The organism is Haloquadratum walsbyi C23, from assembly GCF_000237865.1.
Lineage (GTDB): Archaea > Halobacteriota > Halobacteria > Halobacteriales > Haloferacaceae > Haloquadratum > Haloquadratum walsbyi.
Genome location: NC_017459.1, coordinates 2,316,743 through 2,341,424 on the forward strand (window position 1 = coordinate 2,316,743; position 24,682 = coordinate 2,341,424).

Genomic DNA, 24,682 nt, shown 5'->3' on the forward strand with positions numbered 1-24,682 from the left:
GCCAGATTATCCGCAGTGGTTACCTTTATGTATCGATTTTATATTAGCAAAAGAGATTAATTAGTGATTCCAGATTGCTTGTTTTTTATTTTCTTTGAGACGATTCGTAATATCAGTATTATATTATTGCATTCACCAGTGTTCACGTGTATATCCGTCATCAATCATCTCAGTTGTTACATCAATGAAAACCCGTCATAGACCGCTAGAATGTATTCAGCCAACTCAGTGCAGAGAAATCCAAACCGCCTTATGTAAGTGACACCCAGACTCTCAGTATGACAGTTCGCGTTGGAATCCTTGGTGCAACAGGTGCAGTCGGACAGCGGTTCATCAAATTACTTACCAACCACGATACATTCGAGCTTGCAGCACTCACTGCCTCAGAGTCGAGTGTTGGAAAACAATACTCTAATGCGGCAAAATGGCGAATCAATACACCGATCCCCGAGAATATCGGGTCAATGACAGTCAAATCGACAACACCAGGTGCCATTTCTGACGATATTGATCTCCTGTTTTCATCACTACCATCTGACGTTGCTGCTGATGTTGAACCAGCGTTTCTTGAGGCGGGATATGTTGTTTCGTCGAATTCCTCAAATGACCGGATGTCAGCGGATATTCCATTGACAATTCCAGAAATCAACCCTGGACATCTGGATCTCATTGAGGTACAACGTGATAATCGAGGATGGGATGGGGCTCTTGTGAAGAACCCAAACTGTTCGACGATTACGATGGTACCAACACTTGCTGCGCTTGATCAATTTGGACTCGAATCAGTGAGTGTTTCAACACTTCAAGCGGTATCGGGAGCAGGATACTCTGGGGTGACATCAATGGAGATTATCGATAACACAATCCCATACATCGGTGGTGAGGAACCGAAGATGCAACAAGAATCTCGGAAATTGCTTGGTGAGTTTGACGGCGCCTCAGTTTCGCTACATGAGATGGATGTCGCGGCGTCCTGTAATCGGATTCCAACGCTTGATGGACATCTCGAGAATGTTTTCGCGGAGACAACAGCAGATGTGAGTGCTGAGGAAGCCATCGATGCGATGGAGTCAGTTCCTGGCGCAGATCTCCCGTCCTCGCCTGATCAGTTAATCCATGTATTTGATGACCCAAGTCGACCGCAGCCACGACTTGATCGTGAGCGGGGTAATGGTATGCAGATATCTGCTGGAGGGGTGACGGTGACGGATGCTGGATTGAAATACAATTGTCTTGCACACAATACTATCCGCGGAGCCGCGGGTGCGTCACTGCTTAATGGTGAATTATTGGTCGACGCCGGATGGGTGTAAAATAGCGTATTAATCGGGGAATTTCACCGGATGTGATATGAACTCCAAAGAGTGGTTATTCATCATCGGTTGAATAGACCCTTTCTGAGTGCTCACATCAAAAATAAGCATATCTGAAGATATTTTCTATTTCTACTCAATAAGCGACGAGTGTGGGTTCTATTCACTGGCTCAGGGAAAGATATAGAACTAGTGCGGCTAAAATATCTAAAATATCATATGACGCGGTTCTTCTCAGGGGTGTATTCGACAAAGAGCGTCTTCTGGATCTCATAGAGAACTTCATCGTCTTCAGCGAGAAAGATGGCCAGCCGGTGAAGATGCTGGCAGGGTATCATCAGTTCTATGGAGTCCGTGAAGCGGTCGAAAGCGCGAAGGAAACCCAAGGAGACGACTTGGGCCGTATCGGTGTCTACTGGCATACACAGGGCTCTGGAAAATCGCTCTCGATGGTCTATTTCGTTCGGAAGATACGTCGGAGCAGCGACTTCGGCAACCCGACGTTCGTGGTTGTTACAGACCGGAACGAGCTGGATGAGCAGATCACACACACATTCAGCGATGCGGGATACAACGTGAGTTGGGCTGATACTATCCCCGACCTGCGCGACAAACTGGATCGCCAGGCTGGCGGTCTGATTTTCACCACCATACAGAAATTCCAGACTCAAGACGACGAACGCCAGCATCCGGTCGTCAACGAGCGTGAGGACGTGATTGTGATGGCAGACGAGGCCCATCGGTCACAGACGAAAGAATTGAGGGAGAACCTCCGGGATGCACTCCCTAATGCCTCCTTCATCGGCTTCACTGCCACTCCGATTCACGATGGGGACAATGCAACCCGGATGACGTTCGGTGAGTACGTCAGCCAGTACACTATCGATCGCTCTGAAGAAGACGGTTCTACCGTCCCGATTTACTACGAATCCAGGTTTGCGAAACTCCAGCTCAATAAGGAGGCGATCAGCGAATCAGTACGAGAGTTGCTCGATTCGGGTGACGAGGAACTTGAGAATCAGCTCGTTGAGAAGTGGACTACCCTTCGTCGGATCATCGAGACTGCTGATGATCGTCTCGAAAAAATCGCCGGCGACATAGTTGAACACTACAACGACCGTGAAATCGAGGGGAAGGCAATGGTTGTGTCCATTAGCCGGAAGGCTGCGGTGAAATACAAGCGCTACATCGAACAGCAGCCTGACTCTCCCGAAGTGGGGGTGGTCATCTCGGAGCCCGAAGAATACATCGACGATCCGCCGAACGAGGGGAAACTCAAACGTCGGTTCAAAGATCCGGACGATCCGCTCAAAATCATCGTTGTCTGCGATAAGTGGACGACTGGCTTCGACTGCCCACCGCTGCATACTCTCTACATCGACCGGCCGATGAAGAATCACAACCTGCTTCAGACGATAGGGAGAGTGAACCGAGTCTACAAGGACAAGCCAGGGGGGCTCGTGGTTGACTACATCGGGATTGCTGAGGACTTACGCAAAGCACTGGACAAGTACACGTCCGACATTCAGGAGATGGCGATGGTCGATGTCGAAACTGCTGTGGAAGTGATGCAACAGAAGCATCACAAGGTCTCTCGATACCTCTCACGGGTTGATTACGAGGGCTGGCAGGAACTCAGCGAACTCGAACTGTCTCGCCTCATCCATCGTGCTGAGAGTGAGGTTATTGCTACCGAAGAGAAGCAAGAGGAATTCATGCAGGCTGTCGCGGAACTCAAGCGGGCCTTTGCGTTGGCAACGCCCCATAACGCAGCTAGCGAGATCCGGTCTGACGTACTATTCTTCGAGGCAGTACGAGACAGTATCCGATCCATAGGGGGTGGGGGCTCTACTGGAGATGATGAATTAGACTCAGCGATGAAGAAGTTGATCGCAGAGGGAGTGACTGCTGATGATGTGGTGTCCATCGCGGGCTTCGATAAGTGGAAGTCAGAGGAACCGATTGTTAGTGATGAGTTCCTCTCCGACGTTGAGCGTGTGGAGGAACCCGAGCTACAGGTGAAGATGCTTGAGAAGTTGCTCCGGAACGAGATCTCAACTCGGAAGCAGCAGAATCTGGCGAAGTACGAGTCCTTCGAGGAGGAACTGGAGGAGACACTCAACGAATACAACAACCAGTTCTTGACGACAGAGGAAGTGATCGAAGAGCTTCGGAATTACGCGGACGAGCTTCAACAGGAGGACCGTCGGAAAGAACGGTTAGGACTCTCAGCAGAGGAGTTAGCGTTCTATGATGCGATAGCGACAAATACTGAGACAAAAATTGAAGATGAACAACTTCAGGAGATCGCCCAAGAGGTGTGTGAACTCCTGAAAGAGAATGTAAATATCGACTGGACGAACCGCAAAGCAATGCGATCGAAGCTGAAGACGCGAGTAAAAGGGCTGCTCCGGAAAAACGGACTCTCTCATAGTGAATACAATCCTCTCGTAGAACCGATTGTCCACCAAGCTGAGGCGCTTTACGGGGATATATCGACAGTATCACATTCGTAGACAGGTCTCTGAACCCTCAATTGAAGACGCCCCGACCATCGCACTCCGGTCTGCTAACATCTACACCATACGAGTTCTAGAGTGGAGTTACAGCATAGATCGATTTGAATACAGATGAACTCCTATATGTGTGACCTTTGAAACGGTAGAGCATGGTTGAACTCACGTTGGATCGGATTGTGAACCTCGCTGGCGACTGGACAGATGGGTCTCGGGCCAGTGAGCAATTCCGGGAAATAATCGAGGACGAACAAACCACGACTGAAGAGATCGAAGCGTATCTGCAGGAAGCAATCAACGGGAGCGAACCGTACCACAACAAAGCGTTACAGGACCTCGTCAACAATTTCGGACGCCGACTCGGGTTTGAAATTGAGTACGGTGTGTATCAGGGTCGGAGTGACACGATTGGATATGATGGACACTGGATTTCGACAGCGACTGATGATGATACGCACCTGGTGGTGGAAACAAAGACGAACACTGCCTATTCGATCGATCCCGGGCAAGCAGGTGAGTACATGGCACAATTCGTTGATGAGCATGAGGTTAATCGTGAGCAAGTCTACGGACTCTATGTAATCGGAGAAGGGGATGTAGAGACGGTATCACAGACAGTGCTTGGGTCGCAGTACCGTGATCGAATGCGGGTAATAACTGCACAGCGTCTGCTTGATTTGCTTGAAATCCAAGAGGATTCAGGGCTACGACATGATCAGGTAGTTGATGTCCTGCTCCCGATCAACGCGGTTGATGTTGGTCAACTTGTGGGCCTGGTTCAAGACGTGATTGAGTTTCGCGCTCGTCGATTGATTTGCCATCATCCGTATTCTGGCACAGGTGATACAGTGTCTGGAGGTCTTCGCCGCTGATACGGTCGTTGTTGGCAACTAAACTTTGAACGAGGTCACGAACAACAGTAAATGCCCACCCTTTCCTTAACGACCGCAAGCCGAAACCGATCTCGTCTTCGGCAGTCACCCCGTTCTGCGAGGTCGGCTGGAACCATGCCCGACAGAAGTTGCGTGAGAGTAGAATCCACTGTGGGCCCCAACACAATTACATTATTCTCACCTGTCAGCTTCACGAGCGTCTCCACGACGCTCTCGCCGGGAATCATCTCAACCTCACCTGTGCACTCGATCTCGCTGCTCAAGTAGGTCCGAAGCCACCCCGAACCCGACGTTCAAGTACGATGCCGGCATATGAATCGTATGAGCCAGGTTTCGAGGCGGATCGTGCAGGAACTACACGACGAGCCACACCTCGAAGGCCGACGGATCACCGTCCAGTTCATCAAAACGCAGGTCGAGGACCGCGGCCTCGAACCGCGGACGGTAGCCGACCGTCACGATATCGATGTGGCGGATGTTTACAGGGCACTCACGTACTACCACGACCACCCGGAAGAGATGCGCGCCGTCGAACGCCAGCGCGAGGAGGCAGTCGAGGACCACAAGCATCTCACCACCGACCCTGACGACGTCCGCGACTGATGGCGTATCGAATCCTCGCAGACGAGAACGTTGAGCGGGCGACAGTCAATTATCTGCGAAAACTCGGTCACGACGTCGAACGACTCGACGATGTCGCCGAACTCGGATTAGGTACCGACGACGGACCGATCGCTCGGTACGCCCGCGGTCACGACCGTCTGATCCTCACGCAGGACGACGACTTCTTCACCTAACTGGACATCGAGGACACGGCAGGTGTCCTCTTTCAACGGGACCAGACGCTGTCTACGCGCGAGGTGGGGAACGCCGTTCACGAGATGTCGCAGTACCTCGACCAGTCCGACGTGACCCTCGAATACGTCAGCAGGAATTGGCTGTGACGAAGGGAGAAGACATGCAGTTCACGGCTGAAAGTGACACTTGATTCTCCTGCGGTCCAAATTCAGACATAGAATAGCCATTAGAAGGTCTGGTGGTAGTTAATTCCCGAGGAACGGTGATGGCGAGGCCTCGGGAGAAGGCGCATTTGTTTAACGCAAGTTGTACGCTGGTTTTTAGATGACGCGGTTTTGCAGTGGGTCGTCGGTATCAAATCTGCGGACATTTTCTGCAACAATATCTGCGAGTCGCTCCCAATACTGTGGTGTATGACCTGAGTTGTGTGGCGTGATAAGAACATTCTCAAAGTCCCACAGCGGGTGTGATGATGGAAGCGGTTCTGGATCCGTCACATCAAGTAATGCACCACGGATTTCACTTGTTTGAATTGCTCTGACAAGTGCATCGGTATCAACAATCGGACCACGGGCAATATTGATTAATACAGCCTCCGGTGGCATTGTGCGAAATGCTTCTGCATCAAACAATCCAGCCGTCAGATCTGAAAGTGGGCAAGCAACAACAACGTATTCCGAACGTGCAAGTGCGTCATATACCGCAGCATCTGAAAAGCTGACAACTTCGTCTGTTGGACCACCCTTTTCAGGCGAGTAGCGAACCCCAATGGTATGCACATCAAACGGTTTTAATCGCTTCGTCACTGCCATTCCGATTGTTCCAAGACCGAGTATACAAACGGTTGATCCCTTGAGTTCATATGACTGAAATGACCGCCATTCGCTGCGTTCACCGCGGTGCCATGCAAGGTGGAATTGTCGAGCAAATGAGAGAATACCGCCAATAACATGCTCAGAAATATTCGGACCGTGGACACCCGAGGCATTTGTGACGGCAATATCTGCAGTCTCAAATGCCTCTGTCTGGAGATGACCTGTCCCAGCGTATACGCAGCCGAAAAGTGAGAGATTATTTGCAACAACTGGGTCGTCTGTTGATACATCATGATCTGGTCCGAGAGAAACGCCTGTTGGAAGTGAATATCCAGTAACAATCTCCGCATTCGCGAGTAATTCCCGCTCCTCGACGGGAGTCTGAGCGAGCGTGACTGTTCGATCAGGCAAGCGCTCGCGTAAACACTCAGCGTACTCTTCAGCAGGGAGCCCATGTATTTTCTGTTTGAGTACAACAATGCCCGGATTAGAGGTGTTCGTATCGATTACATCTGTCATCAACATACAGGCGTACTCGTGACCAGAATATATCAGTTATTGCTCATCGGCTCTGTGAATGATCTTGCATCGTATCATAAGACGTTCACTCGATGGGTAGACACAGGCTTACAGTCACGGTGTTTAATATCCGTCCAGACGCTATAATATGTATATGGAGCGATTCGACGTTGCTGTTATCGGGGGAGGTCCAGCGGGCGCAGCGGCTGCGCGTGCGGCTGCTGTGAATGGAGCCTCTGCGGTGGTCCTTGAGCGCGGTGTCCCACGTGCAGACCGACCAGGTCAACTCGGTCCAGATTCGACTGATGCCGCGGGAATTCTTGATTATTGGGTGGATATTATGGATATTGACCCCGAGGAGTTTCCTGATGATGTAATTCTTGATGAACTTGATCAGGCGACATTTATCGGACCGACGGAGTCTCTGACCCTTGAGTCAACGGGAATTGACTCCTCATATGATAATTTTGGATTTTGCATGCATCGTGCACGATTCGATGATTTCCTTCGTGAGCGCGCTGAGGATGCCGGTGCTACCTATCGTGTTGGGACCGCCGTCCGAGATGTCGAGACAAGCGCGAATCAAGTTACCGCGACAGATGGTGGTGTCGCAGCCGATGTTTCCCATGCCACGAACGCAGGACCACGACATACAATTCAACTTGCTGATAATACCAATATTGGTGCCTCAGTCGTTATTCTCGCTGATGGACCACAGCGACAGGTGACGAATCGCGTTCTCGATACATATCTCTCATTTGATGTGACCGACCGACTCTCGACCCGTGATGCAAATCATATTGCATATCAAGAACATCGTGAGTTGCCTGCTGCGGTTGCTGAGGAGGTTTCACGCTCGATTCTGTTTTGGTGGGGACATATGCCCGGACACACAGCGTATCCATGGATCTTCCCGAATGATGGAAACATTGCACGAATTGGGTTGACAATGCCGATTGGGCTGACACTTGATGAGGTTTCTGACCCGGATTCATATCCATTACTCAATGCTGATGATGAGCAACTTCCGCGTGGAAGTGAGTATATCGAACGCCTTCTTAAACAGGAATATGGTGACCGATATGATATCCCTGAGGATTTCCCCCTCGTCGAAAGTCGTGGCAAAGATAATGGGACTGAAACATATGCGATTTCATCAACACGCCCAATTGATTCACCAGCAGAAGCAGGTATTCTAGTTGTCGGTGGAGCAATGGGAACGACGTCGGCATTTCACGAGGGTGGCGATCATACAGCGATGCGAACAGGTGCTATTGCAGGTGAAGTCGCTGCGACAGGCGAGCTCGAATCATACAATGATCGGTGGAAGGACGCTATTGGTGATGAGATTCTTCGAAATGTTGCAATGGCTGATATTGTCCGTGAGTATGAGCCAGACGACTGGGATTGGGCGTTCAAAACAGCACAATCACTGCTCGATGACTCTACGAAATATAAATTACTGGATATTAATAATCTCACTGCGGGGATTGGTGCTGCCCGGCTTCTAACCAGATATAAACGAACGAAATTCCGCTATCGAAATGATAGATACGTTCAAATCCGCGAATCGGAGTACGTAGTCTAAATGGAAAGCAGCGCGAGTTCTCCGCGCCACCGTGATCGGAGTGCTTCACATGCGATATGCATCTGTCGAGTGATCTGAGAGATAAGACACAACGACCATTAGCAGTGAATATCTATTGATAATACGCACCCTTTGTCCCCGTCCGAGTATTCCTATTACAGGAGCGATGAACAGACGGCGAACCCGGGTGTGTAACATACATGGGTTTGTCTGTACCCCAAACGGACCGCCTGACACGAGGGTTTCCCGGCTGATGTGGCATGCCGCCCAAAGATGATGCCGGTCGTTAGTGTCTCGGGCGACACAAACAATATTATATGAAAATTTGAGATATCTTGATTATCAATTACAAGTATTGTATTTGCGGGGAGATGCTAAATCCCACATTAGAGTTAATCGATCCTTGATCTTCATACTGACTCTAAGTTGCTGGTACATGTGGTTATATGATTTTATCGAATAGTAAATATATTTCTGCGATTGAAAATATCGGAGATTAATTATATTTGTTGTACAAATGTTATATATCTGAAATTATATCCACCACCAAATATAAACTCATGGTATCCAACATTATGCATAGAATGGAGTCCAATAAACAGGATGTAGCGATCCTAGGTGGAGCTGTCTCTGGACTTGCAGCAGCCACAGGACTAGCTGAATCTGATTGTATCGGTGATATCAGGATATTCGAACGTCAAAAATATAGTGAGAAACGTGTCGACTGTGGTGAGGCAATCAATGATTCTACGCTGATCCCTCTAGAGAAAACAAAAGAGAATGGCTTTCTAAATAATGTCGACGGGTTTCAACTTCAAGTATATACAGGAACGAGGCGAGATAGTAATGAGTCACCACTCGGTATCTCGAATCTACAATGTGACGCTGGCTACATTTGTGATCGCGATACAATAGAAGCTCAATGGGCAGACAAACTCAGCAATCAAGATGTTTCATTTAAAACCGGATCGTCCGTAACCACGTCCGAATATTGGGACATTATAGATGAATATGACTATGTGATTGATGCAACCGGTCAACCCTCGCTAACACATAAGATTCGAGATATGACTGGTGATTACACGGGTGATATGATTGCACTAAATGCGACTGTCGAAGGCGACTTTGACGAATATCTTGACTATCCGCGAATATTCTTTGAGGGTTATGTAGGGTATTCATGGTCATTCCCAAAGTCTGATCATAGCGCAAACGTTGGCATTGGATGGGCTGGTGACGAACGACCAGACGATTATATGTCCGCCTTAGAGGCTGCAGCTCAGCGTAATGGGTTTCCGGTTCCTGATCAGGATGATGTAAATATATACACAATTCCTCGTGGACCAAGTTTGGATCCTGAGGATACGCACATACCCGAAGACAGTGTCTTCTTAGTCGGTGATGCGGCTGGCATCGCAAACCGATATCAGGGAGAAGGAATTTGTCAAGGAGTTCGGTCAGCGTATTTACTTAGTGATCTTATCATAAATGGAGAGGAAGAAAAATATACCACGCAGTTATTCAATAGCATGAAATCAGAATACTGCCTCGCGCATCTTATGCGCGGCGCTTGGGTTGAGCATGAAAATCCTGAGCTTCTGGCTAGTGTTGCAGAGGCTATTGAAGGGCTCACGATTGATGACATTACTCGGCAACCTCACCGTGTTGTTATGAGATTGTTGAAACATCCACGCACTGCTGCAGGATTAATCGCAGACCGTGGGATGGTTGGACGAGTCCTCAATGCGTATACAGATTCTTGGGAGTATTCGCAAGCATGATACTACATCAAACATGAAGTTTGATTATAATACTCATTGGGTGAGTAGACATGTTGAGGATGGATTACTAGGGATTGAACGCCCGATTATTGCCAGTATTCTAAAATTCACTCTTGTCTGGGATATCATTGCACTCATATTTACATTTCTACATTGGGAGTCAATGTCACTTTCGTTTGTGTATGCTTCTGCACTTGGACTATTTTGGGTTAATATCGCGCCGTTTCTAATTTGGTACTATGATGAACGGGTGCTACCAGGGTTTTTTGACGATCTGTTTGAGATAATCTCAGACTTAGAGGAACGCCAGTATCTTGCTAAAAAGTATAACAACTTCTTTGCTCAACATCGAGCCTCAGTCTCACTTCTCTGGGGTGGTGCTGCGATAGTAATCGTGTTCGTAAGCGAGTCTGCTCTTCGAGCACAAGGTATGTCCGGGAGTGGAGAGATATTTTTATGGATAACTTATGCTTATGCGGGCTATGTCGGTGGTGTGCTGGGTCATGGATTTATCGGACCAATAACTACTATTCTTCTTATCCGAGAAGTTACGCAATACAAACTGGAGATTGATCCGCTGCATCCAGACGGTCTAGGTGGTCTCAGTACTGTTGGCTACGTCTCAGTGCGGACTACGCTCCTATATTCATCTGGTTCGTTATTCCTTCCATTATTGTTTTACTTTTCATCGGCTGGAGGTATGTCATCGGTCATATTCGTAATTGCAGGAATATACGTTCTCTCAATTCTCATCTCTTTCATATACCCAACAGCTATTGTCAATCGTCGGGCTCAAGAATATCGAGACTCGATTCTTGAGGACCTTCGCCAGCAATATATTGAAATTGAAGAGAATATGGATGTGCCCCAGGTTGATGATGTCACAGAATTAAACAGACGGCTTGAATTACAACGTCTTCAAAAAAAGTATGAAAACTATGATTCTGTCAATCTATATCCATTCCAACTGAGTGTCCTCACTCGACTTGCGGGGTCAATTATCCTTCCAATTCTCTTCATGTTAATTGAAATATATTTGCCTGACATAATATAAATACATTGACAATAATACGGTAAATAGGTGTAAACTGTATTGGAATTCGTACACTATGCAATTGTGATACTTGATACTGAATTATGAGATACTTCAATCAACAAGTATTCCATGCATAGAAATCCTCGGCTAAGATTATGCTGAGATAGCTCGTAGGGAGGAAGCAGTAGCGTGAATTCTCTGTATACTATGAATAAGCGTTGATATGCCTAATTATCATTCAGGTATTTGAGGCGGGGAATTGAGTCTCCGATTACTGTATATGATGAGTAACTGCTTTCAGAGAAATAAAATCAAACGAATTTCCAATTCGGCATGACATCTTGGACTGAATCTATCGATACATAGTTTTCAATCGTTCTAAATTCTTATTTCTTATTTCCTGCGCTTCTTTATTGATCTTCAATGTTGGATACAATATCTAACTGCCCGATAGATATCAACAAAATAAAAATCATAGCAATCAGCAATCGTTTTGAAAGCTGATTGACAACGAGGCAGTTGATGTACTTGAGTCCTAGCTACAGCGCAGGACGACGTCTAGACGCTTCAGCACAGCGACCAGTCCCCATCCTCACCCGTAATAACCACACCGCCTGACTCTACTGGTGACGAATCTCCCACCCCCCAATATGGTCCAACATGCAGAGTCATCTGTCGAGGAGATCCTAACCGACTACGAGAATTGCGCGAGAACCGTCCTGAATCGCGGCGACACGACGCTCAACCAGCACCGTCGGTACATCGGTCGGCTCCTGCGCCACGCTGAAGAATCATCCCACTTGATCGCCGAAGCGGACATCATCGGATACCTGGAGTCCGAACAGCCCATGAGCGACTTGAAAAAGAACAACATCCTCTCGGCGTTGCGCGTGTTTTTCCGCGAGTATCTTGACCGTGACGTAGCTGACGAGTTCGAGATGCCAACGACGGGTCCCAGCCTAACCCACGTACCGACGAAAAATGAGTTTCAGACTTTCTACGCGGCTATTGAACGACCTAAGTACCGAGCGATTTTTTGATCTATGCTACGTCAGGGCTCCGCTCGACCGAGCTGTTAGAGCTCATCATGGAGGACATCAACGAGGAGATGCGGATGCTCGTGCCCAACAAGCAATCCGAGGTCAAGAAAACGTGGGCACCATTCCATAACGAGGAGGACGAAGCCGCTTTCGAGGCGTTCAAATCCCATTGTGACCCCGACGACGAACGAATCTTTCAGGTTAGCAAGCCGACGATGAACAAGACGTTTCGTGATCTCTCTGAAAAATCCGGTGTGAAGGTAACGCCGCAGGTGCTTCGACGATGGTTCGCCTCTGAGATGGCCTCGCTCGGTGTGGACGCCAGCTACGTCGATGCCTTTTGTGGGCGCACGCCGACCTCTGTACTGGAACAACACTATCTGGACTACTCGCCACGTAAATTCAAACAGATCTACAGATTAACAGGCAGAGTGTCTCGGGGCTTGACCCCGAGGTACTTCACCATGACGCTGGATTAACCATTCTTGAGTGATCAGATCCACTCACCGGGGATTGATTCGAGGATCACCGCGTGATCGTCGTACACTCGGTCGATTTTATTAATCACCTCATAGAGTTCTCGCGGCGTCGGCTTACGGACTTGGTCGTAGTACAGCAACCCGTGGTTGATCTCGTCTCGGAAGAAGTCATCATCAGACGTCAGGACAACCCAGCCATTACGGGTATCATAGTCAGCGATTGCGTTGTCATCAGCGTCAGGAGAGAGCTCAGTCCGAACACGTGAAACGATATGCTGCGCTTCGTTGCTCAAAACGGACACATATCGCTCTTCGACCACCTGATCACAGAGAATCCGCATCGGCGTTAGGAGTCACCGTTAGATCCCGCCGCAGGTGCACGGCTCTGCTCGGAGAGAGCCGTTTTGGTGGCCTCCTTTTGAGTTTGAATATATTCTATCAACTCCGGATGTTCGTCGTAGTAGTCGAGAGCTGCTTGGACCTGTGCGCAATCGAGATCCGGATGGTCATCGAGCAATTCCTCGACAGTCGCTCCCTGTTCTCGAGCTCTGATACCGATCGAAAACACGCCGATTCGTGTTCCCTCTATTCGTGGTTTTCCGTTAAGCACGTCTGGTGTTTCTATAATCCGGATAGTGGTACACATTAGCGTAGACTCTCTTCCGAACGAGAATAAACATTCGGCTGATGTACCACATTATATGAGTACAGAGACATCTGAAGACACCGAGATGGCTTCTCTCGGCGTTGACTCAAGCTACATCGATGCCTTTGCTGGTCGAGTTCCCGAATCCGTCTTGGACAAACATTACCTCGATTACTCCCCTCGAAAGTTGAAGCAGATTTACGATGACGCTGGCCTCACCGTGCTTGACTGATACTGACCAGTGAATCATTTGTATTTTATTACCTCATACCACATAACAGATGATAGATGCGCTGGAGCTGAACCGTGCTGTCCCCGGTGGTAGGGTTGAGATATCTGCCGTTCCGGATAAAGACTATCCCGGAGACTGGTTTTATCGGTTCCAGTTCTATCATCCAGAGACTGGAGAAATACTCCGATATGACAACGCACATGGTACAGATGACATCGGATGGCACCACCGACACATCAATTTCGGTACGGACTCCGAAATTAATTTCCAGAGTATCACTGCTCATGCTGCTCGATTTCTCTAAGAAGTCAATCATCTAACCAGCATCGAAAACACAGACCATGACTAATTCAATCGACAACGGTTGGCCTGACAAGTACAGCGATCCCCGTGATCGTCCTTACCCAGCTCTCCTTCGCGTAACTGTTGAGAGCTTTGAGACCATGCAAGAGGACACCCTTGACGCCGTAGAGAAGATTGCTGACGGGGAATCACAACCAGCTTTGGTCTCTTTCGCTACTGTTGGCAACCTACGCAAAATCCTCACCAATCGCCGAATCGAACTGCTACAGTACCTCATCGATATCGATGGTGCGGCTGAAAGCATTACTGCAGTAGCCAACGAGCTTGAACGAGGCTACCGTACGGTTCACGACGATGTCAGCCTCCTCGCCGATCATGGTCTTCTGCTCATCATCGACGAAGGCAAGTCAAAACGCCCGTATGTCCCATATGAGCGGATTCATCTTTATGTGGAGCTTGCTGGACTCTCGGCTGGAGAAAGTTCTGCTCTTGCCTAACGTATATTCTGACATATTGATTAGTTTGGAACAAGCATGACATGAGACGAACCGGCGCCGATGACTAGGGAGGATATTGAATTACTTCGGGAGAATATCGAAGAGGTGCGGAAAGAGGAACGCGAAGATCTCGCAGCTGACTTTGATGGCGATCCTGAAGACTGTCGAGCTGGCGATTAATTCAGTCGAAAGCTCTCAGTCTGGCTTGAATGGGTTTGTCGCAGTCGTGAGTCGGGTCACATTATCAAACACGTCGAAATCATCGTCAAACGAGTATATGTATTCGATATCTTCACTCTGCATGTACGCAGCGAGGATCGAATCGACCCACTCTGGCCCTGATGACGCCTCATAGGTTCGGAACAACTGTTCGCCGTATAGGTGAACGGCTTTCGAGACGTAGACAAATTCGAACCCGCGACTCGATTGCAGACGATCAAGAGTATCGGATGCAGCCGCCTTGCTGATGCGTTTCTGGAGCGGGTGGAGAATTTCTGGGATAACGTAGTTTGTCAGTCTCCCACGGGGCAACTCCCCGGTATCGACCGCGTTGAATATCGCCGTCGCATCGTCGTGACGTTTCGCATTCGCATTTCGAGCGGCGAGAACAATATTTGAATCAATACAGACTACCTGCATCACTCGCTCCAAGCACTCTCAGCTGCAGTGTCGCTCTCCCATGCCGGCCCGTCGAACGGTTCGGCGTCTTCGAACGCACCGTATTCTTCGTGGGTGATTTCAACTGAAAGTTCTCCATCTGAGATAACCCACCGAACGGTATCTCCCGGCTCAAGCGTGTCATCAAGTGCGTGTCGGATCGGTGCTGGGATCGTCGTTCCATAACTGTCGTTGATTGTGGATTCCGCCTCCACGCGTGGGTCTGAGTCACTTGACATACGCAGTTATTGCACTCCAAGTGAGATAAATTGGGCGGCTAATTGGCGATCCGAACTGCCACTCTCAGTTGTGGAATATTTGCTTAGTAATGGTTAAACTGACAATATAAGATATCTAGCTATTCCCTTTTGATCCGGCACGAAACGCACAGCCCAATCAAGTAGCTATGTGGGCGCGGCTAGCCCACCCGGAGTGACTACTCCTTTTCTAAGTAGTTACTCGGGCGCAGCGATCCCGCATCATACGGAGGTGCCAGCATGACGGGTGACAGACGCGAGAAGGTGCAGGCAGCGTTCCTCGCGCTCATCATGGTCACGTCCGTGATGACCGCAAGCGTGGCGTTTACTGGCTCTTCGGTGGTCGCCGACACGTCTACGGGCTTCGCCGCGGCGAATCCCGCGGACGCAGACACGAGTATCAATGATGCCGATCACACCTATGTGTTGAATCTCTCAGCGACTGGAACTGACTTCTCAGATACACTCGGTGACGGAACGGGTACTGATACGATTACCATCAGTAATAGTAATGGTAGTCAGTTTGATCGGAGTGGCGTTACAGCATCTGAAATTGTCGTTGGGGTGTATGATGCCAGTGGGAATACGAAGGCGAAATATACCTCGAGTAGTGTCAGTTCGGTCACCGCTGATAGCAGTAAATTACAGTTCGATATAGATGCCAGTTTCACCGAGTTCGACTTCTCTGCAGACGACCGACTCAGAGTTGCTGTTACAAGAGATGACTGATATATACCAGGCAGTGCATGGTTAACTTCCGCTCTCGTTTGGTTGTCGCAACCCAGTTTTCCATTTCTTCGAGCAACTCCTCGGCTAAATTGTATCACTCAGATTCATCAGTAAGCCACTGCTGCAACTCGGTTTTCTTTTGATTATATATTGCTTCCGGATCGTGGTCCGCTCCTTGTCGCACGATTGCTCTGATCTCCTCAAACAACTCTTCAGAGAGTGATTTCAATTTCTTCGAATCGTCTCGAGAGCGGTCATTCATGATTGGGAATTCACTTCGCTCGGAGTAAGATAATTCCTGATAGAGTCTGCGAGCCAACGGCTCGTACAGGTTGGCAACGCGTTTCCACTCTTCCGTTTCTTCGAGTGATTGCTGTCGATACTTTGCGTCAGTGCAAATCTTCTCAGCGAAGTTCCACATGTATGCCTCGACTTGCTCGTCGAAATAGAACCACCGATTTATGAGCCATTCCGATTCGGTATCGGTTGGTTTGACAATCATCACATGATCACTACCGACCGGACCACCGGTATCGAATACTAGTGTAGCTTTGCACCCGTTGATACTTCGATTTTCTATTGTTTCACGCATATCGACCGTTTCTCCCGATATCGGTCAAATACGTTTGGGAGGGTGATATTTCACGAGGCAGAAAAAGCAAGAATCGAGAGACAGTATACGCCTGTTATCTCAGATATGTTATCTACGATTGTGAATTACGCTGATGTGCCCGGTGCCTCTCCACGGTCAGAGGATTGTGGGAGACGAATCGAGAAATCAATGTTGTCGGCTCCGCCGCGGAGAATTGGTTTCTTACTGGAACCATTGTTTTCGAACTCAATTACGCCGAGTGATTCGAGCTCAGTCAGGTTGCGATGGACTTCGCGGTAATCACGATCAACAGTCTCGGTCAGTTGACGGATACTCTCTGGTTTCTTGGAGACAATCGTCTCAATCAGTTCGAGGTTTGAAGTGCGCATAAGCTGGGCAATATCGTCGAACTCCTCGAAATTAAGGATGAACCGCACGTCTTGCTCAACCACCTCGCCAGTGTCAGCTGTTTCAGTCTGTTGCAAGCGTTCATGTGCCGCTTGGCGATGCGATTCAGCCTGCTGGAACGTGATTTTGAGTGTGTTTTCGGTCATGGTTTGTGTTCGATCTTGTTGAGGAACCGAGTGCGGAGGTCTATCATACCCGGAAATTCGATTTCGGTGACGCCTTCGGGCGTGTGACGCTCGTGCCGATCGATAGTCTCGTTCTCGTTGTCGTACCGGAGAATGGTGCCTCGGTCATCCGTATAACCATAGTGGAGCGCATAGCGGTAGCCACTGGGGTATTGTGGGTCATCGGTCTTGATTATCTTCCGATAGATAACACGGTCGTCAACACGGTCTTCAACGTCTTCGATGACCGTATGACCCATTAATACAGCATAATACAAATCCTGTTATGATAAACATATGGGAAAAATCCCATACTATCATTTCACTAAACAGTGGAGTCGATTGCTATCAGTGCTATCATCAAACTCCAGCAATTGTTGAGAAAGCATCAGCGTAATATTCTATCGGCAGAATCGACGGACTGTGGTAATTCAAACACGGTGATGCCGAGGCAACACTGGCTTTGATCCAGTAAGCATCAAAGATAATACCTCATGCATGAACCTGAGTTTGAGGTCGCATGCAATACTCATCCATGCTGATTGGAATATTATCTTAGTCGTAAGAGACCAATCAGAGGTTACAGGTCAGCTACGTCCTCGATAGCGTCTGTAAGCATCTTGATCGATTCGATATCGTGTTCACCCATGTGTCCAATCCGGAAGGTTGTCTCACCAAGCGTTGAGCCATATCCATTCGAGAATGCCATATCGTATTTCTCAGAAACGGCATCGATTGTGGCAGCAACATCGATATCCTGGGTATTTTCAATACAAGCTACAGTCCGCGATTCATATCCGTCCTCAGGGAACATCTCGAAGTGTTCACGCGCCCATGACCGAGTGTACTCCGCCATCTCGCGGTGGCGCTGATCCCGCGTATCATGTCCTTCTTCGAGCATGTACTTCATTTGTTTTCGATAGGCTAACATCACAGGGATTGCCGGTGTTGAGTGTGTCTGACCCTTCCGATCATAATAGTCAAGACACCGCTGAAAGCCGCCATACCATGATGCTGAGTCATTCTCAAGTTCACGTTCGTATGCATCATCACTGACGGCACAAATCGCCAATCCTGGTGGCATTGCAAATGCCTTCTGTGAGGAAGTGAAAATAACATCGATATTATGTTTTTCAATATCGATATAATCGCCGCCGAGACATGAAACTGCATCAACAACAAAGTACGTATCCGGATACTCGGCGACAACATCACCGATTTCCTCGATTGGATTGCGAACACCGGTTGAACTCTCGTTCATAACACACGTCACAACATCATACTCAACCGTGCTCGATTCGAGTGCCTCACGGACGTCCGCAGGCTTGACCGCATTACCCCACTCATATTCAAGCCGATCAACATTCTTTCCAAGCCGGTCAGCAACATTTGCATGGCGCTCACCAAAACTCCCACAGGTGGTACACAACATGTGCTCATCAACAAGATTGAGCGTTGAAGTCTCCCAAAACTCAGTCCCTGAGGCAGTGAGAATAATGATATCATTATCAGTTTCAAGAAATGTCTTCGTATCTTCGACAATCGTTGTATATAGATCGGTCATCTGATCCATTCGATGACCAAACATTGGCTGGCTCATCGCCTCAAGAACATCGTCACGCACCTCGGTTGGTCCAGGGATATACAGCGTCTTATCCTGATAATCATCAGTATACTCGTGTTTTTCCATTAGATAATCACCTAGCTACTCTTTGCTGCGGACGGAGATGGAATGGTACTTTTGATTTGAGGATGGTGATGGTAATGGTATCCACAATACTCATTAAACATGTGTACTCACTCATGTGTTTTTGTTTCGGAGTGCTCTGAGTGACGACTTTGATTACACTATTTCACTTATTTGGCGGATTGAAGCGCGGATTCATGAGTATGTAGCATGTATATTCTAGTATGTCAGAAAGCGAGTCAGAGACAAACACGAATTCAAACGAAGACACACTTCCATCGACTGAGTCAGAGTGGCGAGAGATACTCACCGATGAGCAATATGAAATCCTCAGAGAGCGTGGGACAGAACCGCGATTCGGTGGACCGGATATCGAACCAGATGATGATGGACAGTATCGATGTGCGGGATGTGATGCCCCATTATTCAACAGTGAGACAAAGTTTGACTCTGGGACAGGATGGCCGTCATTCTTCGATGCAAATGAGAAGGGAGTCGAAACAAAGGTTGATACGCGACATGGAATGGAGCGAATTGAGGTAGTTTGTCGTCGGTGTGGTGGTCATCTTGGACACGTCTTTGAGGATGGACCAGAACCAACGGGTCAACGATACTGTATCAATGCTGTTGCACTCGATAATGACTCCAACGCAGACGCGGACGCGGATCCAGATCGATAACGACCAATCTTCTCTAGCAGTGTGATTGATACGCCGATATGGAGTAGAATTGAGGACGGAAGCGCCCAGTAATTATATCTGAGAAACGACGAGACGTATGCTACTCATGCTACGCCAGATACCATAATAGTCGTCTTAAATCAATTATTATCGGGATTTATGATAGGGATACAAGAGAGAATAATCTGGAGTCAGTACATGACAACAGGATGAATTAATTTGTTCGACAAGGAGTATATGAAATGTCTAATTCGACATTATTTGAGAATATCGTCGTATTCGCCATCTTCCATTCGTGATTTAAACTCACGCGGGTTGTTGCCATCAATTGTGACACCAAGTGAGGTGCAGGTTCCAACGACCTCTTTTGCGGCATTGAATGTATCATATGAGAGTAAATCCGATGACTTCTGCTCGGCGATTTTTTGAACTTGATCAACGCTCATATTCGCAACAAAGTTCTCCTGCGGTTCACCAGATCCTGACTCAAAGCCGGCTTCATCTTTGATTAATTCTGCGGTTGGTGGGACACCAACGGAGATTGAGAAGTCACCAGTATCTTCATACTCAACGGTGACAGGCACTTCCATCCCATCGAATGCATCTGTCTCATCGTTGATTGTCTGGACGACATCCTGTACATCCACCGGAGTTGGTCCGAGTTCCGGACCGAGTGGTGGACCTGGGTTTGCCTCCCCACCGGGAATGAGTACTTCAATAGTTCCAGCCATACATTATTGCACCCTATGGTGACTTTTAACCGTTTTCTTTTGCCCGAGCAGCCGTGTTAGGCGGTTTTACAGAGTTACAAGACAGGTGCCACAGGGCTTGATCCCGAGGCGGTTCACGAAAGTGTGGTGAGGGTCCTAGACGTCGAGGGTAAATGGTGCAATATCATCAGCACCCGCAGCCATCGCACCAGTAAGCGATGCAATAGCATCAAGATCAGTTGTATCAATAACCTCGACCGGTGTGTGCATATACCGATTCGGAATACCGATATTCAGTGCTGGAATGCCGCTTCGACTCGTATAAAATGCGTCAGCATCAGTCCCGGTTCGGGATCCTGCTGCTTGTAGTTGGACATCAACCTCTGCTGTTTCTGCTGCATCACGTGCAAGTGTCACCAACGTCGGGTGGTTCACGCTGCCACGGGTGACGACAGGTCCGGATCCAAGCTCAACTGGACCAACACTATTTCCTGGAAGATCAGGATTATCGGTCGCGTGAGTCACATCAATTGCAACTGCTGCATCGGGGTCAAGATCAAATCCAACCATCTTCGCTCCTTGAACGCCAACCTCCTCCTGGACGGTACTGACAGCATAGACCGTTGCATCGACAGACTGCGTGCGTGTTGCAGCAGCCCGAAGCGCCTCAGCGGCAGCCCAGATACCAACGCGATTATCAAGCGCACGCGCTGCAAGCCGTGTATCAGCAAGCGGTCGAACCCGAGTTTCAACGGTGACTGGATCGCCGACTTCGACACGCTCACGTGCTGCATCACCGTCCTCAGCACCGATGTCGATGAATTGCTCATCAATATCGTCATATGACTCATTACCAGTATCACGAAGGTGGATTGCAGTCTGACCAATGACGCCAGCAACGGGGGTTTCAGAGTGAACCGTTACATGTTGTCCTTTTGAGACGGTTCGGTCAGCACCACCAATGCGATTGATACGAAGATATCCATCATCAGTGATGTCACGAATGATATATCCGATTTCGTCTGCATGACCGGCAAAGGCAATGGAGACATCGCAAGCAGGGTCGCCGTGATAAACTGCAACAGCATTGCCATAGGCATCGGTATTCACTTCATCGGCGAACTGTTGAACGTAGTTCACCCATACTCGTTGACCAACTGTTTCGAATCCTGATGGACTTGGTGTCGTCAATAAATCCGTCAAGAATTCACGTCTGGTATCATCCATATTTTCTTATTCGGTCGAAAGGCTCCTGAATGTACCGTTCGATATTGTGTAATCACTCAAAATTTCCGGATAAGACATCTCGTCGATAAGCATGTTTTCAGATTGATCAAGACGAGTGTCTTGTGGATCGGATGTAATTCTGAGGAAGGTCACGACGATTACATGTCCGACATGATGAATCTCATGTTGCTGACCGATAATCATTAAATAGCAACTGCGTGTGAATACGATATGACTATTTCAAGTGCTCCCGGGAAAGTGTATCTCTTTGGCGAGCATGCGGTTGTCTATGGGGAACCAGCAGTTCCTTGTGCAATTGAACGACGTGCAACGGTCACAGTTGAGCGTCGTTCTGATAATCATATTCGGGTTGAAGCACGCGATCTCAGCTTAGATGGATTCACTGTTGAGTACACCGGTGATACTGAATACCGCCCTGATGTTGATGTTCCAACCGCACTTGTCGACGCCGCGATGGGATACGTTGACGCTGCTGTCGAACAGGCACGTGATGCCGCAGACATGCCGGACGCAGGGTTTGACATTATCGTTGAGAGTGATATCCCACTTGGTGCGGGTCTTGGCTCGTCTGCTGCTGTTGTTGTTGCTGGTATCGATGCTGCGACACGTGAACTTAATACACCACTCGATTGTCGTGAAGTTGCACGACGTGCGTATAACGCAGAATATGATGTCCAAGATGGACAGGCTTCACGAGCAGACACATTCTGTTCGGCAATGGGCGGTGTTGTTTATATTGAAGGCGATGAGTGCCGGCGAATGACAGCCCCAAATCTCCCGTTTGTCATTGGATTCGATGGCGGTGCAGGCGATACAGGCGAACTTGTTGCCGGAGTGCGGAGACTACGCTCGGAATATGATTTCGCGGCAAAGACAGTCGGAAGTATTGGTGAGATTGTTCGACAGGGTGAAACGTTATTACAAAATGCCAACCCAGAGACCACCCCTGGGCAAGCACTACTCACGGAGCTTGGTCAGTTCATGGACTTTGATCATGGACTGCTTGAGGCACTTGGCGTGTCATCGCGGACACTCGATAATATGGTCTGGGCTGCACGCGAAGCCGGTGCGTATGGTGCAAAACTAACCGGTGCGGGTGGTGGTGGATGTATTGTCGCACTTGATGAAACACCAGAGACAGAAACAGCATTAGAGTATACCGCAGAGTGTCATGACGTCTTTCGGGCAGAACTTGATCGTATTGGTGTGCGTGTCGAGGAAAACTGAGTATGTCAAGAGAAACTAACTCATCTGTGCCAGTAAACCCGAATACGAGTATGAAGGGTCTAAGTGTGCTCAAACTTGGCGGAAGTGTCATTACCGATAAAACAACGCCAGAAGCAGTTGACACCGATACGCTTGAGACGGTGGTTGAGACGATCGGTTCAGCAGTGACGTCGGGGGAATCAGCATCTACCACAGGTCATGAACGACAGACGTCGACTGAGAGATCACAAAAAGATATTGGTAACTCAAATCATCACTCGCACGCTGAGCATGAGGGATTGATTATCGTCCATGGTGGAGGGAGTTTTGGACATCATCATGCAGAGCGGCATAACGTAAGTACAACAACAGGGACGAGTGACGCAGCAGCTATCTGGGAGATTCATGACGCGATGCGACGACTGAATGATACTGTTATCGAAGCACTGCATGCAGTTGGTGTCCCTGCAATCCCGGTTCACCCGCTATCGGTTGCGGTTCGAGACGAGAATTCCACCCTTGAGATTCCGATCGACCCCTTCTCACGAATGCTCGCACAGGGATATGTACCGGTCACACACGGCGATATCATCATCGATTCTCACTCTGGGGCAACCATTCTGAGTGGCGATGAAATTGTCGTGAGCGTCGCAGAGGGACTTACAGCTGATCGCGTTGGACTGTGCTCGACGGTTTCGGGTGTCTATGATGACGATGGGAGTGTTATCCCGGAGATTACGACGTATGAGTCAGTTACAGATGTGCTTGGAGATTCAGAGACGACTGATGTCACCGGTGGGATGGCAGGGAAAGTTCGCACATTATTGAATCTTGAGATGCCCGCACATATCTTTGGACCAACAGCACTTGCTGAGTTTTTTGCTCATAAACAAGTTGGAACGAGCATTCAGTAATACCTCGATTTCATGTGATTGATGTCGGATAACTCGCATGCAGTAATGATAACATCGTATCATTATCACTCAGTTGTCGTGTCATCAGCGTTCTTGGAGCCATCCCCGCCCCCACCCACATCAATAGTAACAGTGAGCCCATCGCGTGCAAATCTAACCTCTCCATCGTATTTTTTCTGAATACGCTCACGCATCGTCTCATGGTTGCCTTCTGTATGTGGAAAGAGATGTGTCAGATACACACGACCGACTGTAATTCCATTGAGTACATTCGCGAGTTGAGATGGCGTTGGGTGTCCTGAGACGTCAACCCCATCAGGGAATGAGCAGTCATGAACAAGGACTGCAGCCCCATCGGCAAGGCGGGCGATTCTATTTGTTGCCTCTGTATCGCCGGAGAAAACAACGGTCGCTGATTCATCTGCATCTGATGCTTCTGATTGTGCATCAGCACTAATATCCTGTTCCTGTGTTGGCTCAGTGATTCGATATGCAAGTCCATCAACTGAGTGCTCAGTTCGTCTGGCTTCGATATCGAAATCTGCAACAGTGAATTCAGTTGGTCCAACCTCACGGATACGTAATTCAATCTGATCTGAAAGATACTCGTGTATCTCAAGTAAATCATCGATAAGTCTCTTTGTTCCAGCAGGTCCGACAATTTCAAGATAGGTCTCACCAGCCAGCCACCGGGCTTTCAATAATGGGAGTAAATCTGTCACATGGTCAATATGATGATGCGTCAAAAGCACCGACGAAATATCTTCATAGCCGACCTCAGTCGCGGCAAGGCGTTGAAGAACACCACTGCCACAGTCAACGAGCAGCGCTCGACTGTTGTTATCTGTTGTAAGTAATGACCCTGTCTGTGCACGGTCAGCAACCGGCATTGGACTACCTGTCCCAAGAAAGGTCAAACGCATATATATTCTAGTGTGACGGGCTGCAAATGTATTCGGAATACAATAGCAAAG

29 protein-coding genes are annotated in these 24,682 nt (G+C 48.5%); 17 read left to right on the forward strand and 12 right to left on the reverse strand.

Annotated elements, in window-relative coordinates; all coding sequences use genetic code 11:
• The first annotated feature begins 278 nt into the window (after positions 1 to 278).
• From asd to HQRW_RS16525, 5 genes are all read left to right on the forward strand, one after another.
• Positions 279 to 1,313: an aspartate-semialdehyde dehydrogenase gene (asd, locus tag HQRW_RS10295; RefSeq protein ID WP_014556533.1), complete on the forward strand. Its 1,035-nt coding sequence runs from the start codon at positions 279 to 281 to the stop codon at positions 1,311 to 1,313.
• A 152-nt stretch (positions 1,314 to 1,465) separates the two neighbouring features.
• The gene (locus HQRW_RS10300; protein ID WP_197535311.1) at positions 1,466 to 3,829 is read left to right on the forward strand and encodes an HsdR family type I site-specific deoxyribonuclease; all 2,364 of its coding nucleotides are present in this window, start codon (positions 1,466 to 1,468) and stop codon (positions 3,827 to 3,829) included.
• Between the two features lie 152 nt (positions 3,830 to 3,981).
• Positions 3,982 to 4,701: a hypothetical protein gene (locus HQRW_RS10305; protein WP_014556535.1), complete on the forward strand. Its 720-nt coding sequence runs from the start codon at positions 3,982 to 3,984 to the stop codon at positions 4,699 to 4,701.
• Positions 4,702 to 5,043: 342 nt separating this feature from the next.
• A complete protein-coding gene (locus HQRW_RS10310; RefSeq protein ID WP_014556536.1) occupies positions 5,044 to 5,325 on the forward strand; it encodes a DUF433 domain-containing protein in 282 nt (93 codons plus the stop codon).
• Positions 5,325 to 5,519: a DUF5615 family PIN-like protein gene (locus HQRW_RS16525; RefSeq protein ID WP_231852309.1), complete on the forward strand. Its 195-nt coding sequence runs from the start codon at positions 5,325 to 5,327 to the stop codon at positions 5,517 to 5,519. Before HQRW_RS10310 ends, HQRW_RS16525 begins: the two co-directional genes overlap by 1 nt.
• Before the next feature lie 321 nt (positions 5,520 to 5,840).
• Here the strand turns inward: HQRW_RS16525 and HQRW_RS10320 are convergent, their stop codons facing one another.
• Complete coding sequence (locus HQRW_RS10320) at positions 5,841 to 6,854, reverse strand: D-2-hydroxyacid dehydrogenase (protein ID WP_014556538.1); 1,014 nt, start codon at positions 6,852 to 6,854, stop codon at positions 5,841 to 5,843.
• Between the two features lie 154 nt (positions 6,855 to 7,008).
• Between HQRW_RS10320 and HQRW_RS10325 the strand changes: the two genes are divergently transcribed.
• From HQRW_RS10325 to HQRW_RS10345, 5 genes are all read left to right on the forward strand, one after another.
• Entirely contained in the window at positions 7,009 to 8,442 is a 1,434-nt protein-coding gene (locus HQRW_RS10325) for an NAD(P)/FAD-dependent oxidoreductase (RefSeq protein WP_014556539.1), read from the forward strand.
• 584 nt (positions 8,443 to 9,026) lie between these two features.
• Positions 9,027 to 10,223 (forward strand): NAD(P)/FAD-dependent oxidoreductase, encoded by a 1,197-nt coding sequence (locus HQRW_RS10330; protein ID WP_014556540.1) that lies wholly within the window; start codon positions 9,027 to 9,029, stop codon positions 10,221 to 10,223.
• On the forward strand, positions 10,186 to 11,277 hold the full coding sequence (locus tag HQRW_RS10335; RefSeq protein WP_149031552.1) for a hypothetical protein: 1,092 nt from the start codon (positions 10,186 to 10,188) through the stop codon (positions 11,275 to 11,277). The genes HQRW_RS10330 and HQRW_RS10335 overlap by 38 nt, the downstream gene beginning before the upstream one ends.
• Positions 11,278 to 11,909: 632 nt before the next feature.
• Positions 11,910 to 12,299, forward strand: a complete 390-nt coding sequence (locus HQRW_RS10340) for a hypothetical protein (RefSeq protein WP_049891977.1) — start codon at positions 11,910 to 11,912, stop codon at positions 12,297 to 12,299.
• Entirely contained in the window at positions 12,296 to 12,778 is a 483-nt protein-coding gene (locus HQRW_RS10345) for a tyrosine-type recombinase/integrase (protein ID WP_077260083.1), read from the forward strand. The genes HQRW_RS10340 and HQRW_RS10345 overlap by 4 nt, the downstream gene beginning before the upstream one ends.
• 14 nt (positions 12,779 to 12,792) lie before the next feature.
• Here the strand turns inward: HQRW_RS10345 and HQRW_RS10350 are convergent, their stop codons facing one another.
• On the reverse strand, positions 12,793 to 13,119 hold the full coding sequence (locus tag HQRW_RS10350; protein WP_014556542.1) for a DUF5615 family PIN-like protein: 327 nt from the start codon (positions 13,117 to 13,119) through the stop codon (positions 12,793 to 12,795).
• A gap of 5 nt (positions 13,120 to 13,124) precedes the next feature.
• A complete protein-coding gene (locus tag HQRW_RS10355) occupies positions 13,125 to 13,424 on the reverse strand; it encodes a DUF433 domain-containing protein (RefSeq protein WP_014556543.1) in 300 nt (99 codons plus the stop codon).
• A gap of 55 nt (positions 13,425 to 13,479) precedes the next feature.
• On the opposite strand from HQRW_RS10355, the gene HQRW_RS15885 reads away from it, so the two are divergent.
• The 3 genes from HQRW_RS15885 to HQRW_RS10365 are packed head-to-tail and all read left to right on the forward strand — an operon-like array spanning position 13,480 to position 14,456.
• Positions 13,480 to 13,656, forward strand: coding sequence for a hypothetical protein (locus tag HQRW_RS15885; protein WP_158307753.1), 177 nt, complete (start codon positions 13,480 to 13,482; stop codon positions 13,654 to 13,656).
• A gap of 49 nt (positions 13,657 to 13,705) precedes the next feature.
• Positions 13,706 to 13,960 carry a toxin-antitoxin system TumE family protein gene (locus HQRW_RS10360; protein WP_014556544.1) on the forward strand — a complete coding sequence of 85 codons (255 nt, stop codon included), beginning with the start codon at positions 13,706 to 13,708 and terminating at the stop codon, positions 13,958 to 13,960.
• A gap of 37 nt (positions 13,961 to 13,997) precedes the next feature.
• Positions 13,998 to 14,456, forward strand: coding sequence for an HVO_A0114 family putative DNA-binding protein (locus HQRW_RS10365; RefSeq protein WP_014556545.1), 459 nt, complete (start codon positions 13,998 to 14,000; stop codon positions 14,454 to 14,456).
• A gap of 195 nt (positions 14,457 to 14,651) precedes the next feature.
• On the opposite strand, the gene HQRW_RS10370 is transcribed toward HQRW_RS10365, so the two are convergent.
• Both HQRW_RS10370 and HQRW_RS10375 read right to left on the reverse strand, forming a co-directional pair.
• Positions 14,652 to 15,095: a type II toxin-antitoxin system VapC family toxin gene (locus tag HQRW_RS10370; RefSeq protein ID WP_014556546.1), complete on the reverse strand. Its 444-nt coding sequence runs from the start codon at positions 15,093 to 15,095 to the stop codon at positions 14,652 to 14,654.
• The gene (locus tag HQRW_RS10375) at positions 15,095 to 15,352 is read right to left on the reverse strand and encodes an AbrB/MazE/SpoVT family DNA-binding domain-containing protein (RefSeq protein ID WP_014556547.1); all 258 of its coding nucleotides are present in this window, start codon (positions 15,350 to 15,352) and stop codon (positions 15,095 to 15,097) included. Before HQRW_RS10375 ends, HQRW_RS10370 begins: the two co-directional genes overlap by 1 nt.
• Before the next feature lie 258 nt (positions 15,353 to 15,610).
• On the opposite strand from HQRW_RS10375, the gene HQRW_RS10380 reads away from it, so the two are divergent.
• The gene (locus HQRW_RS10380; protein ID WP_014556548.1) at positions 15,611 to 16,099 is read left to right on the forward strand and encodes a surface glycoprotein; all 489 of its coding nucleotides are present in this window, start codon (positions 15,611 to 15,613) and stop codon (positions 16,097 to 16,099) included.
• A gap of 94 nt (positions 16,100 to 16,193) precedes the next feature.
• On the opposite strand, the gene HQRW_RS10385 is transcribed toward HQRW_RS10380, so the two are convergent.
• The 4 genes from HQRW_RS10385 to HQRW_RS10400 all read right to left on the reverse strand — a co-directional run bounded on the left by HQRW_RS10385 (position 16,194) and on the right by HQRW_RS10400 (position 18,953).
• Positions 16,194 to 16,691, reverse strand: a complete 498-nt coding sequence (locus HQRW_RS10385; RefSeq protein WP_014556549.1) for a hypothetical protein — start codon at positions 16,689 to 16,691, stop codon at positions 16,194 to 16,196.
• Positions 16,692 to 16,816: 125 nt separating this feature from the next.
• Positions 16,817 to 17,245, reverse strand: a complete 429-nt coding sequence (locus HQRW_RS10390) for an HVO_A0114 family putative DNA-binding protein (RefSeq protein ID WP_014556550.1) — start codon at positions 17,243 to 17,245, stop codon at positions 16,817 to 16,819.
• On the reverse strand, positions 17,242 to 17,523 hold the full coding sequence (locus HQRW_RS10395) for a toxin-antitoxin system TumE family protein (protein WP_014556551.1): 282 nt from the start codon (positions 17,521 to 17,523) through the stop codon (positions 17,242 to 17,244). The genes HQRW_RS10390 and HQRW_RS10395 overlap by 4 nt, the downstream gene beginning before the upstream one ends.
• A 320-nt stretch (positions 17,524 to 17,843) precedes the next feature.
• A complete protein-coding gene (locus HQRW_RS10400) occupies positions 17,844 to 18,953 on the reverse strand; it encodes a pyridoxal-phosphate-dependent aminotransferase family protein (protein ID WP_014556552.1) in 1,110 nt (369 codons plus the stop codon).
• A gap of 221 nt (positions 18,954 to 19,174) precedes the next feature.
• Between HQRW_RS10400 and msrB the strand changes: the two genes are divergently transcribed.
• Positions 19,175 to 19,630, forward strand: coding sequence for a peptide-methionine (R)-S-oxide reductase MsrB (gene msrB / locus HQRW_RS10405; protein ID WP_014556553.1), 456 nt, complete (start codon positions 19,175 to 19,177; stop codon positions 19,628 to 19,630).
• Between the two features lie 257 nt (positions 19,631 to 19,887).
• On the opposite strand, the gene HQRW_RS10410 is transcribed toward msrB, so the two are convergent.
• Both HQRW_RS10410 and HQRW_RS10415 read right to left on the reverse strand, forming a co-directional pair.
• Positions 19,888 to 20,361, reverse strand: coding sequence for a 50S ribosomal protein L11 (locus tag HQRW_RS10410; protein ID WP_011572137.1), 474 nt, complete (start codon positions 20,359 to 20,361; stop codon positions 19,888 to 19,890).
• Between the two features lie 135 nt (positions 20,362 to 20,496).
• Positions 20,497 to 21,567, reverse strand: coding sequence for a M20/M25/M40 family metallo-hydrolase (locus tag HQRW_RS10415; protein WP_014556554.1), 1,071 nt, complete (start codon positions 21,565 to 21,567; stop codon positions 20,497 to 20,499).
• A 231-nt stretch (positions 21,568 to 21,798) separates the two neighbouring features.
• Here HQRW_RS10415 and mvk point away from each other — a divergent pair, with 231 nt between their 5' ends.
• Complete coding sequence (mvk, locus tag HQRW_RS10425; protein WP_014556556.1) at positions 21,799 to 22,815, forward strand: mevalonate kinase; 1,017 nt, start codon at positions 21,799 to 21,801, stop codon at positions 22,813 to 22,815.
• A gap of 2 nt (positions 22,816 to 22,817) precedes the next feature.
• A complete protein-coding gene (locus HQRW_RS10430; RefSeq protein WP_014556557.1) occupies positions 22,818 to 23,708 on the forward strand; it encodes an isopentenyl phosphate kinase in 891 nt (296 codons plus the stop codon).
• 65 nt (positions 23,709 to 23,773) lie between these two features.
• Here the strand turns inward: HQRW_RS10430 and HQRW_RS10435 are convergent, their stop codons facing one another.
• Positions 23,774 to 24,631, reverse strand: a complete 858-nt coding sequence (locus tag HQRW_RS10435; protein ID WP_014556558.1) for an MBL fold metallo-hydrolase — start codon at positions 24,629 to 24,631, stop codon at positions 23,774 to 23,776.
• Positions 24,632 to 24,682: the final 51 nt, after the last annotated feature.